The 14,442-nt window shown below is 51.1% G+C and carries 14 protein-coding genes; 4 read left to right on the top strand and 10 right to left on the bottom strand.

Features of this window, described 5'->3' with window-relative positions:
- Positions 1-22: 22 nt before the first annotated feature.
- Positions 23-1,756 (bottom strand): acyl-CoA carboxylase subunit beta, encoded by a 1,734-nt coding sequence (locus IB286_RS09435; protein ID WP_190764804.1) that lies wholly within the window; start codon positions 1,754-1,756, stop codon positions 23-25.
- Positions 1,757-2,081: 325 nt separating this feature from the next.
- On the opposite strand from IB286_RS09435, the gene pabB reads away from it, so the two are divergent.
- Positions 2,082-3,425, top strand: coding sequence for an aminodeoxychorismate synthase component I (gene pabB / locus IB286_RS09430; protein ID WP_190764802.1), 1,344 nt, complete (start codon positions 2,082-2,084; stop codon positions 3,423-3,425).
- Positions 3,426-3,475: 50 nt separating this feature from the next.
- Here pabB and thrH read toward each other — a convergent pair whose 3' ends face one another.
- From thrH to IB286_RS09410, 4 genes are all read right to left on the bottom strand, one after another.
- Positions 3,476-4,093, bottom strand: a complete 618-nt coding sequence (gene thrH / locus IB286_RS09425; protein WP_190764800.1) for a bifunctional phosphoserine phosphatase/homoserine phosphotransferase ThrH — start codon at positions 4,091-4,093, stop codon at positions 3,476-3,478.
- A gap of 100 nt (positions 4,094-4,193) precedes the next feature.
- On the bottom strand, positions 4,194-5,168 hold the full coding sequence (gene cysB, locus IB286_RS09420; protein WP_190764798.1) for an HTH-type transcriptional regulator CysB: 975 nt from the start codon (positions 5,166-5,168) through the stop codon (positions 4,194-4,196).
- 33 nt (positions 5,169-5,201) lie between these two features.
- Entirely contained in the window at positions 5,202-6,122 is a 921-nt protein-coding gene (locus IB286_RS09415) for a 5'-nucleotidase (RefSeq protein WP_190764796.1), read from the bottom strand.
- Between the two features lie 62 nt (positions 6,123-6,184).
- The gene (locus tag IB286_RS09410; RefSeq protein WP_190764794.1) at positions 6,185-7,435 is read right to left on the bottom strand and encodes a trypsin-like serine peptidase; all 1,251 of its coding nucleotides are present in this window, start codon (positions 7,433-7,435) and stop codon (positions 6,185-6,187) included.
- Between the two features lie 121 nt (positions 7,436-7,556).
- On the opposite strand from IB286_RS09410, the gene alr reads away from it, so the two are divergent.
- Positions 7,557-8,648, top strand: a complete 1,092-nt coding sequence (gene alr, locus IB286_RS09405; protein WP_190764792.1) for an alanine racemase — start codon at positions 7,557-7,559, stop codon at positions 8,646-8,648.
- Complete coding sequence (locus IB286_RS09400) at positions 8,645-9,397, top strand: lipoprotein intramolecular transacylase Lit (protein ID WP_190764790.1); 753 nt, start codon at positions 8,645-8,647, stop codon at positions 9,395-9,397. The genes alr and IB286_RS09400 overlap by 4 nt, the downstream gene beginning before the upstream one ends.
- On the opposite strand, the gene IB286_RS09395 is transcribed toward IB286_RS09400, so the two are convergent.
- The 5 genes from IB286_RS09395 to IB286_RS09375 all read right to left on the bottom strand — a co-directional run bounded on the left by IB286_RS09395 (position 9,375) and on the right by IB286_RS09375 (position 13,821).
- The gene (locus IB286_RS09395; protein ID WP_190764789.1) at positions 9,375-10,223 is read right to left on the bottom strand and encodes a CPBP family intramembrane glutamic endopeptidase; all 849 of its coding nucleotides are present in this window, start codon (positions 10,221-10,223) and stop codon (positions 9,375-9,377) included. The two genes, IB286_RS09400 and IB286_RS09395, sit on opposite strands and share 23 nt — an antisense overlap.
- On the bottom strand, positions 10,223-11,575 hold the full coding sequence (locus IB286_RS09390) for an alanine/glycine:cation symporter family protein (RefSeq protein WP_190764787.1): 1,353 nt from the start codon (positions 11,573-11,575) through the stop codon (positions 10,223-10,225). Before IB286_RS09390 ends, IB286_RS09395 begins: the two co-directional genes overlap by 1 nt.
- Positions 11,576-11,597: 22 nt before the next feature.
- Positions 11,598-12,608, bottom strand: a complete 1,011-nt coding sequence (locus IB286_RS09385; protein ID WP_190764785.1) for a D-cysteine desulfhydrase family protein — start codon at positions 12,606-12,608, stop codon at positions 11,598-11,600.
- Between the two features lie 26 nt (positions 12,609-12,634).
- Positions 12,635-12,973, bottom strand: a complete 339-nt coding sequence (gene yajC / locus IB286_RS09380) for a preprotein translocase subunit YajC (RefSeq protein WP_190764784.1) — start codon at positions 12,971-12,973, stop codon at positions 12,635-12,637.
- A 77-nt stretch (positions 12,974-13,050) separates the two neighbouring features.
- A complete protein-coding gene (locus tag IB286_RS09375) occupies positions 13,051-13,821 on the bottom strand; it encodes an exodeoxyribonuclease III (protein ID WP_190764783.1) in 771 nt (256 codons plus the stop codon).
- Between the two features lie 135 nt (positions 13,822-13,956).
- Here IB286_RS09375 and IB286_RS09370 point away from each other — a divergent pair, with 135 nt between their 5' ends.
- Positions 13,957-14,442 (top strand): nuclear transport factor 2 family protein, encoded by a 486-nt coding sequence (locus tag IB286_RS09370; RefSeq protein ID WP_190764782.1) that lies wholly within the window; start codon positions 13,957-13,959, stop codon positions 14,440-14,442.

The following is a 14,442-nucleotide window of genomic DNA, read 5'->3' as shown; positions in this document are numbered from 1 at the left end:
CGTCGATAACTGGTCTGGCGGCTTAATGGAATTCGCGCTGTACGCCACCCATGGGCGCCGGCGTGTAGCCTTTCAGGTGCAGTTCAAGTTGTTCCCCCAAGACCTTACGCAGGTCAGAGGGCATGACGATCTGGGAGATAGAGCCCAGGCTCAGTGCTTCGTTCGGGTTCATCAACTCGCGCTCATAGCGCTGCGACAAGACCGCTTCTTCCGCTTTTTGCCATTCGGCAACGGCAGCCTTGGCGGCGGTAGCGGCATCCGCTTCAGACATACCCGCTTTAATATTTTGGGCTGTGCCTTCAGCAATGCGTGCTTTCACCGAGCCACGAATATTGCGGATTTCATCTTTGTACACGTACTCAACACCGGCAGGGCCCATTACCGCCAAGCGGGTCGTAGGCAGCGCGCAAACAAAGTCGGCACCGGTGGGGTAGTTATTGAATGAGGCGTAAGCGCCACCAAAGGCGTTGCGCACAATCAACAGGAAGCGCGGGGTACGCAGGTCAACAATCGCATCCAGCATGGCGCGACCGGCTTGAACAATACCGCCCGCCTCTTGCTCACGACCGGGCAGGAAGCCGGTGGTGTCTTCCATAAAGATAATGGGGATGTTGTACACATTACAGAAACGAATAAAGCGGGCGTTTTTGTAAGCCGCATCAATATCGATCTGGCCAGAAGCGACCGCAGAGTTGTTGGCCACAAAGCCAACCACATTGCCGCCCATACGACCCAGCGCACAAATGGTGTTACGCGCGCGATCCGGCTGGATTTCGAAGTAATCGCCGTGGTCACACAACTGCTGAATAATAATGCTGATATCGAATGGCGTGTTAAATCCAGTCGGGCTGTTAAAGGCCTTTTTCAGCAGGATATCTACATCCCAAGTTTTACGACTGATTGGATCAGAAGTGGGCTGGAATGGCGGTGCTACTGAGGCGCTGTCTGGCAGGTAGTTCAGTAATTCTTTTACTTTGCGCAATGCAGCGACTTCATCGGGCACAACAAAATCGGTAACACCGGTTTTGCTGTGAACATTGGGGCCGCCCAGCTCATCGGCAGTGACGTCTTCGCCCAGTACTGATTTAACAACACCGGGGCCAGTCAGACCGAAGAAAGTGTCGTTTGGCTGAATAATGAAAGAGCCCTGACGCGGCAGGTAAGAACCACCACCAGCGTTGTAGCCAAACATACACATAATAGAAGGAACCACACCGCTGATTTTACGCAGCGCGGTAAAGGCTTCAGCGTAGCCATCCAGACCACCAACACCGGCAGGAATATACGCACCCGCAGAGTCGTTCATGCCGACCAGCGGAATACCCAGCTTGCCAGCCAGTGCGAACAGATTGGCCAATTTGGTGCCGTTGGTAGCATCCATAGAGCCGGCGCGAACGGTGAAGTCGTGACCGTAAATCGCCACATCGCGGCCATCTACTTTAATAATTGCGGTAACCAGTGAGGCGCCATCTAAATTTGGGCCCCAGTTTTGATACAAAACTTTAGGTTCAGTACCGGCGTCAGCCAATACTTGAATCCGTTCCCACACGGTCATCCGTTTCTTTTCGTGCTGCTTCTGCACGTTTTTGACTCCAGCGGCCTTGCTCGGACGCTGTTGTAAGTCATAACCGGCTTTCAGTGCGGTTTCGTACAAACCGGGCTCATAGTCGATTTGCCCAGGAACGGTAAATTCCACTTCTGCCTGTTGGGCAAAGGGATTCTCCAAAGTGGGCGTGAGTGCAGATTTCTTTGTCATGCCTGTCAGTTCCAGTGATGTAAATTCGTTTTGAATCGCATCGCAGACGCAAGAAAAGCGCGGCTAAACCCAAGGATTCGGCCTGTTTCACAGCACTTTGCCTGATTACGATGTCGATGCGAGATCGGGGTTCACCATTTCTGGTATTTATAGTGGCTAAAAGCCTCCCGAATGCGGCGGCTAACCTTACTGACAATACCCCCTGCTGTCAATCTTGCGCGCCCATAGTAAATAGTGGGGTTGGGGCCAAAAAACTAGATTTTTCATAGGCCTAGCACCTACAATCACGCGGGTTGCCGTAGCCTGAGCAGTCTACCTGACCCGAATGAGCCGTCTTGTCCGTCAAGCCCTACCCTATGCCAGTGATGCCAATACTTGGCTGCAACTGTTGGCAGATGCCCCTCATCGACTTTTTCTCGACAGCGCCCGCCCATTTAGCGAGCGTGGTCGCTATGACATAATCAGCGCCGACCCAAAAGAATCAATTCCATTAAATTCAATAGATTACATAACAAACAGAAAGTCATTTATTGATCTAGAGGCACGTATTCGAGCTGCTATTTCCGGATTTTGCAGTGCCACCGACCTGCCCTTCAGCGGTGGCGCGATTGGGCTGCTCAGTTACGAATTAGGTGAGCAGCGACTGATTCAACGGCCGCAAGATACCGCCGTGGACTTTGTCGGCATTTATGATTGGGCGATTATTATTGATCACGCCCGGCAAAGCAGTGAGCTGATTGCTCAGCCCGACTGCCAAAGCCCTTATCTCGAGCGGATTAAATCCCAAACAAAAGACCAAGCCCAAGACCAACAAGCGGCTACTGATAATGCCTTTAAATTGGCAGCCTGCTTCCAGTCGAATTTAGAAGCCAGCAATTATCAGCGGGCCTTTGAGCGCTTACAGGACTATATTGCCGCCGGCGATTGCTATCAGGTCAATTTGACCCGTGAATTTAGCGCCCCCTTCTCTGGCGACCCGCTAACGGCTTATTTCAAATTACGTGAACGCGCTGCCGCGCCCTTTTCCTGTTTCTTTGATTTGGGCAAAGCGCAGTTGCTCTCATTGTCTCCGGAACGATTTATCGCCGCCGACCACAGCGGGCGTGTACGCACCGAGCCAATCAAAGGTACCGCTCCGCGCAGCAATAATCCTAAAGCGGATGCTGACTACGCCCAACGCTTACTACAAAGCGGCAAAAACCGGGCGGAAAACGTGATGATTGTTGATTTATTGCGCAACGACCTCGGCCAGTGCTGCGTTCCCGGCTCTATTCAAGCCGATCCACTTTTGGAATTGCAGAGTTTTCGCACGGTGCACCATCTGGTCAGTACGGTTTCCGGGCAATTAAAACCGGGAGTATCTGCCCTAAATGCCTTACTAGCCTGCTTCCCCGGCGGCTCAATTACCGGTGCCCCCAAACATCGGGCCATGGAAATTATTGCCGAGCTGGAACCTCACCGGCGCTCAGCCTATTGCGGTAGTGTGTTTTATTTATCTGCCTGCGGGCGCATGGACAGCAATATCGTGATTCGCAGCTTTCTCTGCCAAGCGGAAGAAATTAAAGGTTGGGCGGGCGGCGGCATTGTTGCCGATTCCAATTGCGAAGATGAGTTTACGGAAACCGAGCAAAAACTAGGCAGTCTTTTAGCGCTATTAGAATCGCTGTAAAAGGCGGGGAGAAACTGGGGTGGCAAATACACCACCCCGGCAGAAGCAAATTACAGGCTCAGATTGCGGTTTGAGGCTTTGATAAATTCCAACTTCAGCGCTTCGTAATCATGCACCGCTGGGAATTGCGGAAATTCTTCGATCACATTTTTAGGCGCTTTAAACAGAATACCGGCATCTGCTTCGGCCAACATGGTGGTGTCGTTGTAGGAATCACCCGCGGCAATAATGCGGTAGTACAGGGTTTTCAGAGCCAATACTGACTGACGCTTAGGGTTCACCTGACGGATTTTATAATCCACCACTTTACCGGTGCTATCCGTTTCCAGTTTGTGACACAGCAAGGTTGGCCAGCCCAGTTGCTTCATCAGCGGCGCAGCAAATTCGTAGAACGTGTCAGACAGAATCACCACCTGAAAACGGGCGCGCAGCCAATCCAGAAACTCGCGTGCACCTTCCATCGGCGCCATATCGGCAATCACTTCCTGAATATCTGGCAAGCCCAATCCATTTTCACTAAGCAGACGCAGGCGTTGCTGCATCAACACATCGTAGTCCGGAATATCGCGGGTGGTCGCTTTCAGCGCCTCGATACCAGTACGTTCGGCGAAATCAATCCAGATTTCCGGAATCAATACGCCTTCAAGGTCAAGACAAGCGATTTCCACAGCAACAATCTCCTAATACAGCTAATCAATATGGGGCGAAAAATAGCCGCACAATCTAGCGGCTAGGGCTGACAAAAGCAATCTTCGGTTAAGAACGATATCAGTACATTGGCAGGGTAATATCGGCAAACAGCTCATCCACCTCGGCCTTGCTTTGACAGGCATAAGCCTTGTCGATCATGTCCTTGGTTAAATGTGGGGCAAACAGCTCGATAAAATCGTACATAAACTGCCGCATATAAGTGCCGCGCCGGAAACCGATCTTGGTGATACTAGGCTCAAATAGGTGGCTGGCATTCAGTGCAACCAGATCGGGGTCCGTCACCGGGTCGTGAGCCATCTGCGCCACAATACCGATCCCCAAGCCTAAGCGAACGTAGGTTTTAATCACATCGGCATCGGTCGCGGTGAATACGACTTTCGGTTCCAGATTATGTTCGAGAAAGGCTTCGTCCAGTTTAGAGCGCCCAGTAAAGCCAAACACGTAAGTCACAATGGGGTAAGAGGCAATATCCTTAATGGTCAGGCGTTCAACTTGAGCAAGAGGATGATCACGGGGAACCAGGATGGTTCTGTTCCAGCGATAACAGGGCATCATCACCAAATCGGAAAACAGCTCCAAGGCCTCGGTGGCAATAGCGAAATCTACGCCAAAATTTGCCGCCAACTCGGAGATTTGCATGGGCGTGCCCTGATGCATATGCAGTGACACATCAGGGTAGCGATCAATAAAGGCCTTAATGACGGGCGGCAAGGCATAACGAGCTTGGGTATGCGTGGTCGCAATAGATAAGCTGCCTTTGCAGGGATTGCGAAACTCCTGAGCAATCGCTTTGATGCTCTCGGTTTTATGCAGAATTTCCCCGGCAATTTTCAAAATTTCCTGCCCTGCAGGCGTGACATGGGTGAGGTGCTTACCATTGCGAGCAAAAATCTCCACCCCCAGCTCGTCTTCCAACATGCGAATTTGCTTGGATATACCAGGCTGCGAGGTATACAAACTCTGCGCCGTGGCGGAGACATTCATCTCGTGATGCGCCACTTCCCAGATATAACGCAACTGTTGCAACTTCATAGTGTTCTGTCCTGAACTATCGGGGTGGGTAATTTAATCATCTGTCGCCGGTGCTGCATTGGCAATGCCGTGGGGAACATGCCCGGTTGCCACATGCTCCACCGCCGAATCACAGTGGCCCTGTTGATCGTCAAAAAACACATCGGCGCCGTAGGCCTTAAGAAACTCGCCCTTATCCAACCCGCCGAGGAATAGCGATTCATCAATGCGGATATTCCACTCTCGCAGTGTGCGAATCACCCGCTTATGCGCCGGAGCCGATCGCGCTGTGACCAACGCCGTGCGAATAGGCGATTCTTCTACGGGAAGTTGCGACTGCAGATGATTCAATGCCGCCAAAAAAGGCTTAAACGGGCCACCGCTCAGGGCGGTGTCTGCCGCAGCCACTTCATTGGCGGTAAAGGCTTCCAAACCACTGGATTTATAAATCTGCTCTGACTCATCGGAAAAAATCACCGCATCGCCATCAAAAGCAAAACGCAGTTGTTTTCTCGGCTCAAGACCTGTTTTTTTCGGGCGTGGCAATAACGTTGCCGCTGCCACCCCATTCTCCAGTGCGCGGCGTACATCCTCAGCATTGGTGGAAAGAAATAAATGGCAGCCAAAGGCAGAAACATAACGGTATGGACTCTGCCCACCACTGAAAGCCGCACGAGTAATATTCAGGCCGTAGTGCTCAATGGAATTAAAGATACGCAGGCCGGTATCGGCAGAATTACGAGAAAGAAGAATGACCTCAACGCGGTTACCGCCGAGATCTTTATTAAGATCTAACAATCGCTCAACAATATTAAAAGCCTCGCCGGGCTCAAGAATCTGATTTTCGTGATCGATCTGATATTGCTGATAGGCACTTAAGCCCTCGCTCTCAAAGACCAGATGACTGTCATCCAGATCGAATAATGCTCGGGATGAAATCGCAATCACCAGTTTGTCTTCAAAGCCTTTAGGCATAAGCCCCGCCCTTCTTATTCAGGTTTACATAGCATAGGCCCGGCGCCACACAATGCAAACAACTATTTGCTGAATGCATCACGGCCGACAGTTTCTTTAACAACAGGAAGCCAATCCAACTTCTGGAAAAATTGAACACGGCCTTCTCTTTGCTCAGTAATTTGTTTGATTTCCTCAATGAGGGGCTGGCTAAAAAATCGAGCAACCGATTGTTCACCATTCACCGAGGCGGAAAGTACGCCAAGCCAGTGGCCTTGAACATCATAAATGAGTGATCCGCTCTGCCCCGCCTGCATCAGGCATGACAGCGTATAAACGCCCTCTTTCCGGCTGGGATCGAATAAGCTTGCCGCGCATTGAAACTGTCGCAACCTTGCCCAAGGTGCATCTTTTGGAAAACCCGTTGTGATTACCGGGGCAGATAAGGCCGCGCCCTCACTTACCACCCATTGCGGGCTAAATTCATGCTGCCCCTGACGGTGCAATAAGGGCTTAGCCAGCTCAAGCAAGGCAATATCTGCGCCGGTATAACTCAATACATCACCCTGCATCCGAAGCGAGGGATCAAAGGCTCGCCCCACCCAAATCGCATTAACGGCCTGAGCGCTCAACAAGCCAGAACCCGCCTCAAAAGGAAGAAAACTTACACTCAGCAATTTCCCCTGCCCCAGTTCTGCGGGAATGAACACGCAATGGGCCGCCGTGATCAGCCAACGGCCATTAATCACATTAGCGGTACATTGGGTGTCAAAGCGCTCGCCGCTTGCAAGATCGGCATAAACCAATAATTTTCCCAATTGATGATGGGGCTCTCGCCAAACCTCATAGCCTTTGTCGAGATTGTATCCCCCAGAAAGTTGCGCGGCATTTTCGGCAGTTAACGCTTGATATTGATGCCACGCCGCCAAGGTTTTATCCCTTTGCAAACCGAAATCATCCAACTGCAGGCGCAACAGATTTTGCGCGCTGATCCGCTCTGCCTCAGAAGCACTCTCAAGGCGATGCAATTCGCCAAGGGTACGCGCGTAGCGAATCGCTTCTGGATGAGCAGACAAAAAGGATTTGGCTTTCTGCCAATTGGCGGCAAGCTGTGAGTTTCCCCAAAAATAAAGTTGTGCAAGATCGGCAGCAAGTTGAGGGCATTGCTGCGCCCTATTTTGTAAGCTCAGTAGTGTCGCAGATTGCTGTTGATTGATTAATAAGTCGGACTCAAAACTGAGCGGAAAGAAAGGTGCCGGGCAAGCTTCATCGGCATAGCTGTGATCGCTAAACACACATAGCAGTAGCAGCAATGACATAAAAAGGAATGGCATAAAAAAAGCCGGCTGCGACGCTATACCCCTGCGCTGACAGCCCGTATTATTTGCGGTAGTTGAAATAAACAAAATGCTTGGTTTTCGACCTTGCTGACGACCCACTATTGGAGCCACCCTGTTGCACACCCCCAGCTGGATTGAACTCAATCGCGCTGCCCTGCGTTTTAATTGCGAGCAAGTTCGAGAACTCGCCCCACAGGCAAATATCTTAGCGATGGTCAAAGCCAATGGCTATGGCCACGGAGCAGACTGGGTGGTGGAAAGCATCGCAGACCTTGTGGGCGGGTTTGGCGTCGCCCGCTTTGATGAAGCCTATGAAATCCGCCGCGTCGTTAACAATCCACAAGCCAAACGCCATCGACTGCTGCTAATAGCTAACGCCGCCAGCCCCGCATTACTTCAAGACTGCGCAGAACAGGGTTTCGACTTCGCCGTTTCCAATTTCGAAGCAGCCCAATGTGTTGCTCAAACGTCGCTGCCCGCCCCAATTTCCACTTGGCTAAAACTGAATATCGGCATGAACCGTCTCGGCATGTCTGTGACTGAGTTTGAACGCGCACATCATCTTCTGCACAAACACCCCAATTGCCGTGACATTATTCATATGTCCCACTTTTCAGAATCAGAAGATCGCGACCACAGCGCCACTAACCGGCAAGCCGCCCAAATACTGAATTTAAGCGCCCAACTGGGTAACTTCCCCCGCAGCCTTGCCAATTCGGCGGCAATTATTAGCCATCCTCGCACCCATCGCGAGTGGGTACGCCCCGGCATTATGCTCTATGGTGACGATCCCACTGGCTTGCTGTCTGGCGATAAACAGCTCAAACCGGTGATGAGCTTTAAAAGCCAGATTATTGCTTTGAAAGATGTCGCTGAGGGCGATGGTGTTGGCTATAACCGCCGCTGGCGCGCGCCGGGGCCGCGCCGTATTGCCACAGTCGCCGCAGGCTATGCCGATGGCTATCCACGCTCAGCACCAGATGGCACTCCAGTATTAGTACATGGCAAACGCGCCGCGCTGGCCGGGCGGGTCTCCATGGACTTACTCACTATTGATGTTTCAGATATTCCAGAAACAAAACTTGGCGATGAAGTGACACTTTGGGGAGAAGGCCTGCCCGCCGCAGAAGTCGGACGCCACTGCCAAACCATCAGCTATGAATTGTTCACTCGCATCACCGAGCGGGTTGAGCGGCGTTGGCTATGAATCCGAGCGCCCGCCGCTTTATTACAAATCCGCTCTACGCCCTGCTCAGCCTCATTGTGTCACTTGGCCTAGCGTGGCAATGCCTGGCGCTAATGGATTACGGCTACGGCTTTTGGCATGACCATGCCGGCATTGGCGAAAACATTGACCAGTACGGCCCGGAAAATCGCTATCGATCCGGTTTTGAACACACCAGTCGCGAGCAACGGATTCGTTTATTTTCAGAAATCGTTGAGTCAGTCCACCATAATGGCAATGGCCTTGAGGCTATTCACTACCAAGCAGACAAGCCCCCTGCCAGCACGTCACTCAGCATTCCCCTTCTCCATCGAGCCGAGCTTGTTCACCTGCAAGACGTGGCAAATCTAATCCACACCTTAGAGATCAGCTTGGCGGTTTTAACGGTCTTTTGGGTATTGTGGAGCGGCTTAGGTTTATGTCGGCAGTGGCCTTTACCGAATTTAAAACAACAGGCGATCAGCGCAATCGTTTTATGTATTGCACTGACTCTGCTCTTAGCTTTGTTTGGTTTTGAAAAAGTATTCTATCAACTGCATATCTGGATTTTTCCAGATAATCACCAGTGGTTTTTTTATTATCAAGACTCGCTGATGTCCACCATGATGAAGGCGCCGGATTTATTTGCCTATATCGGTCTCACTCTGGGCTTGCTGGGCGTGGCGTTTTTCATTGCACAGGCCATGATTATTCAAAGCCTGAAAAAAATTAAAACGGCCACCAAGCCTTAGGCAGCACATCGCGCTGAATGAGCGATGCCAAATCCATCCCTACGGCTATACCGGCATGGACAAAAAAACCGCCCCAGACTGAGCGCGATAGCATCGCCAACATTCCGAGAAACAGGCCAAAGGTGATCGCACCAAAGGCCTCTGGCCACAACTTGGGAAAATGAATCATCAGATAAGGCACACACATTACCCAAATTGCATTTGCCCCCAGCGCCGGACGCAGGGCCTGTAATACAAAACCCCTGAAGAAAAACTCCAGACAGATAAATTGAGTTAGATACAACACTTCCCAACTGATCAAATCAAAGCCGCTACGCCCTGCTAGACGATAAAACGGGTAGTGATTCAGAAAGCTCTCGCTGAAACTGGCGATAACAACAAACAATAATATCGGGCTTAACAACAAGACATAACCGCCCCAGTGTTTATGGGTTTCCCCCCAGCCCCAGCCGTAATGACGCATCCTGTCTTTTAAGACGTTACGGATCAGCAACCACGGCAAAAGCACATAGCCGACCACATGCCAGAACGTCCACCAGCCATAAACCAGCAAATCACCGAATCCACTCTGACGCAGTTGGATTAACCAATAATTGGCCGGACGCCCCTGCCACTCGCTCACCATACTGAGTGTCGCCAGCAGGGTGGATTGGTACTTCATATAGTGAATTAACAGCAGGCAAACCGAGACACAGGCCAGTACCGCAAACACCCGCCGTAAGGCGGCTGGGCGATCCAAGGTGTAATTGCCCTCTTGGGTATCAATTTGATCGAGAATCTCAAAAATGCGGCGCGGATGAAGCTGCCCCAATGCCCGCTTTAGCATCAGCTGTTTGCCTTAACCATGCTTAACCGTTCACGGGTCAACTTGAACACCACTGGGCTAAGCAATAACAGCGCAATTAAATTGGGAATGGCCATTAGCGCATTTAGGGTATCGGCCAACAACCAAACGAAGCCTAATTTTGCCAAGCTACCGAGCGGCACAGCGACAACCCATGCCAAACGAAAAGGCAATACCGCTCGTTCACCAAAGAAATACACCACGCAGCGCTCACCGTAATAACTCCAGCCGAGGATCGTGGTGAACGCAAACACGGTTAAGCCCACCGCCACAATATAGTGACCGCCGGGCATCAAGGTTTCAAAAGCTGCGGTTGATAAGGCAGCGCCGTTTTCACCGGTCTGCCATGCGCCGGACAGCAAAATAATCAAGCCGGTCATGGTGCAAATCAGAATGGTATCGATAAACGTGCCCAGCATCGCGATCATACCTTGGCGTACCGAGTTGTCGGTATGAGCGGCGGCGTGGGCAATCGGCGCGCTTCCCAACCCGGCCTCATTTGAAAAGATACCGCGAGCCACACCAAAACGAATTGCGGCAACAATACCCGCCCCGGCAAAACCGCCCACGGCAGCGTGCCCAGTAAAAGCCGATTTAATCACCAGCGCCAGCACTGCGGGCACCTCGGTAATATTGATTAAAATAATGGCAAGGCTGACGCTTAAGTAAGCAATCGCCATGACCGGCACCAGCACCGCCGCAACTCGGGCAATACGTTTGATACCACCCAGCACCACTAAACCAACCACCACGGTCAGCACCACTCCGGTGATCCACGCCGGAATACTAAAACTACTGTTCAATGCATCAGCAACGGAATTGGACTGCACGGTATTGCCAATACCAAAGCCGGCAATGGTGCCAAACAAGGCAAACACCCCGCCCAACCAATGCCATTTTTTGCTAAGACCATTTTTGATGTAGTACATCGGGCCACCTTTAAAATGGCCATCGGCATCTTCTTCCCGATAATGTACGGCACAAACCGCTTCGGCATATTTTGTCGCCATGCCGACAAGTGCGGTACACCACATCCAAAACAAAGCACCGGGACCACCCAAGGCAATCGCGGTAGCCACACCGGCGATATTGCCGGTGCCGATAGTGGCGGACAGTGAGGTCATTAAGGCTTGAAAGGCGGTTATTTCACCGCGACCACCGCCACGCTTACGGCCTTCTAATAAAAGGGAAAACGCCGTTGCCAAATTTCGAATGGGCATAAAGCGCAGGCCCACGGTCAGCCACAGGCCGGTGCCAAGAATAAGCACCAGCATTAATGGCCCCCAGACAATGCCGTTTATTGCAGACAAAATTTGGCTAAGGGATTCAAGCATAACAACCTACTTTTATGTTTTTTTAGGCGAGAAATTCAAAGTTCTGCCTATGAGGGAATAAACCAAATACACCGCCGGTGTGCACAAAAACAATATCGCCCTGCTCACCAAAGCGACCGGCAGCGCGCTCCTGTAATAAACCGTGAAAGGCCTTTCCGGTGTAAACCGGGTCGAGCACCAAGCCCTCGGTTTTTACTACATCTGCAATAGTGCGATAAATCGCCTCATCGGCAAGGGCGTAACCGGGGCCAACATAACCGTCGATCACCTTGGCTCGATAGGCGCTCACATTGCAGTCGAGATCATAGAGCGCTTGCCAATCGGCAAGATCACTGGCGACTTTAATCAGGAACCAGTCTTCGTCATCACAAACATTAATGCCCCAGACCTGCGTCTGATTTAGAAAATAAAAGGCCCCTGCGGTTAGACCCGCTTGAGTGCCACCTGAACCGGTAGCGCAAATAATATGTTTGGGTTGAATACCGGCGCGGCGACAATCGGCGGCAATTTCCTTGGCGGCATTAAAGTAACCCCAAACACCGGTCGCATCTGAGGCGCCCGTAGGAATAATAAAAGCCTTGTGGCCCTGCGCTAGATAAGCATCGGCCTGTGTCTGTAATAGATTTTCTAAATCGTTCTGATATTGCGCAGCGGGATAGCAGCTAATGCTCGCCCCGGCGAGTTGATCAAGCAGGAAGTTGCCATCTGCCGGAGGTATGGGCTCGCCGCGCAAAACCAAATGGCATTTCAAACCTAATTGAGCGCATAGCAAGGCGGTCGCCCGGCAGTGATTGGATTGCAATCCACCGCAGGTAATCACCGTGTCACAGCCTTCCTGTAAGGCTTTGGCGAGGCTGAATTCCAGTTTGCGGACTTTATTTCCTGAGAGCACACTGCCGGTGAGGTCATCCCGTTTAACCCAAATTCTGGGGCCGGGAGTGGCAGCGCTAAGACGCTCTAGACATTGTAAGGGGGTGGGAGTTTGGGCAAGTTGCAATCGGGGGGGATGACAGAACTGAGGATTTACTGGCATCACACTCCCCCCGGATCAAGCGGCAATTAAATTGCCTTGATGGTGCCTTTAGGCAATACCGCGTGAACGGCGCTGCGCTGGAACTTCAGTTCGACAGTATCGCTAACCTGCAATACCAGATAATCGTCATCCAGTTTTGCGATTTTGCCCAAAATGCCGCTTACGGTGACCACTTCATCACCCTTCGCCAGTGCAGCAACCATATCGCTGTGCTCTTTTTGGCGCTTGCGCTGTGGACGAATGGCCAGAAACCAGAACAGCACAAACATCAACACCAGAAAACCGATCTGGAACAGTTCGCCACCCGGAGGTGCTCCGGCCGGACCCGCTGCCTGCGCGTGGGCCTGGGAGATAAAAAAGCTCATACTACATCCTTAAAAACTTGTTTTAGTCGGGCCAGATATTACACATCTCATTAACGCAAAGCTATGTAAGGCTGGGCTTATAAAGAAAAATCGTAATCCATAATAAACGGCGCGTGATCGGAGAATTTTTCCTCGCGATAGACACTGGCACCGCGAATAGTCGGCACCAAATTCGGGGTAATCACCTGATAGTCCAGTCGCCACCCCACATTATTGGCGTAGGCCTGACCGCGATTTGACCACCATGTGTAAACCGCCTCTTGATTGATCTCTCGGAAGGCATCCACAAAACCGGCTTCGCCATAGAGCTTGTCTAACCACGCACGCTCATGGGGCAAGAAACCGGAGTTTTTCATATTGCCTTTCCAGTTTTTCAGGTCGATTTCCTTGTGACAGATATTCCAATCCGCACAGATAATCAGCTCGCGGCCTTCGTTTTTTAGCTCCACAAAATGCGGGTAAATGCGCTCTAAAAAATCGTCTTTTTTCGCCTGCGCCGCCTCACTGCTGGAGCCGGAAGGCATATAAAGGGAGATTACGCTGAGATTGTCGTAGTCAGCACGAATATAGCGCCCTTCAGAATCAGCCGGATCCCAGCCTAATTCGGTAACAAAACGATTGGGCGCTTTACGGCAATACATCGCCGTGCCGCTATAGCCTTTCTTTTCTGCATCGTTATACGCGCAGCTATAGCCCTCTGGGGTAAATACCGCATCAGTGAGCTGATCAATTTGCGCTTTGGTTTCTTGAATACAAACCACATCTGCATCCTGGGTCGCCAGCCACTCAAAAAATCCCTTATTGTTAGCTGAGCGAATGCCATTGGTGTTGGCGGTGATAATGCGCATAGTGGAAAAACCCGTGTCAAAAGTTGGCCATCTTAACAGAACTTGCCAGCTTCATCCGTTCAGAGCATAGTCCCGCCCACGCTCTCTGTTTACCCTTCAACAATAAATATAAATAGCGATAAATAGAGAAGCCTCATGTCTGAAATCACCCTCGAACACTTGGTAGAAATGGAAGCCATCAAGCAATTGAAATACCGCTATTTGCGTGCGGTGGATTGTCACGACTGGGAATTACTAGCCAGCACCCTGACCGAGGACTGCGATGCCCGTTACGATGGCGGTAAATATACCTTCGGCAATAGAGCGGAATTAATCGCCGGATTAAAAGGCCATATGGATTCGCCACAGGTGTTAACCATGCACAACTGCCATCATCCAGAAATTTCAATCACAGATGATAAAAGCGCCACCGGCAAGTGGTATTTGCAGGACTTGGTATTTAATAAAGAACAAAACTGGATGCTCTTTGGCACCGCCATCTACCAAGATCAGTACCGTAAAGAAAACGGCCAGTGGTTGCTGTGCCACACCGAATATGAGCGCATTTTCGAAACCATTAACGCCCCGATTCCTGCCAGTCTGAGCTTTACCCATTCGATGTTTGAACAAGGGCAACACTGA

Origin of the sequence: Spongiibacter pelagi, assembly GCF_014705705.1 — a bacterium.
Classification (GTDB): Bacteria; Pseudomonadota; Gammaproteobacteria; order Pseudomonadales; family Spongiibacteraceae; genus Spongiibacter; species Spongiibacter pelagi.
Note: the sequence above shows the minus strand (reverse complement) of the source record. Positions and strands in the feature narration are given on the sequence as shown.

Bases quoted from the DNA above. Each gene is read 5' to 3' on its own strand.
- IB286_RS09435 (WP_190764804.1), bottom strand. From the start codon at position 1,756: ATGACAAAGAAATCTGCACTCACGCCCACTTTGGAGAATCCCTTTGCC.
- pabB (WP_190764802.1), top strand. From the start codon at position 2,082: ATGAGCCGTCTTGTCCGTCAAGCCCTACCCTATGCCAGTGATGCCAAT.
- cysB (WP_190764798.1), bottom strand. From the start codon at position 5,168: ATGAAGTTGCAACAGTTGCGTTATATCTGGGAAGTGGCGCATCACGAG.
- IB286_RS09415 (WP_190764796.1), bottom strand. From the start codon at position 6,122: ATGCCTAAAGGCTTTGAAGACAAACTGGTGATTGCGATTTCATCCCGA.
- IB286_RS09410 (WP_190764794.1), bottom strand. From the start codon at position 7,435: ATGCCATTCCTTTTTATGTCATTGCTGCTACTGCTATGTGTGTTTAGC.
- IB286_RS09400 (WP_190764790.1), top strand. From the start codon at position 8,645: ATGAATCCGAGCGCCCGCCGCTTTATTACAAATCCGCTCTACGCCCTG.
- IB286_RS09395 (WP_190764789.1), bottom strand. From the start codon at position 10,223: ATGCTAAAGCGGGCATTGGGGCAGCTTCATCCGCGCCGCATTTTTGAG.
- IB286_RS09390 (WP_190764787.1), bottom strand. From the start codon at position 11,575: ATGCTTGAATCCCTTAGCCAAATTTTGTCTGCAATAAACGGCATTGTC.
- IB286_RS09385 (WP_190764785.1), bottom strand. From the start codon at position 12,608: ATGCCAGTAAATCCTCAGTTCTGTCATCCCCCCCGATTGCAACTTGCC.
- yajC (WP_190764784.1), bottom strand. From the start codon at position 12,973: ATGAGCTTTTTTATCTCCCAGGCCCACGCGCAGGCAGCGGGTCCGGCC.
- IB286_RS09375 (WP_190764783.1), bottom strand. From the start codon at position 13,821: ATGCGCATTATCACCGCCAACACCAATGGCATTCGCTCAGCTAACAAT.
- IB286_RS09370 (WP_190764782.1), top strand. From the start codon at position 13,957: ATGTCTGAAATCACCCTCGAACACTTGGTAGAAATGGAAGCCATCAAG.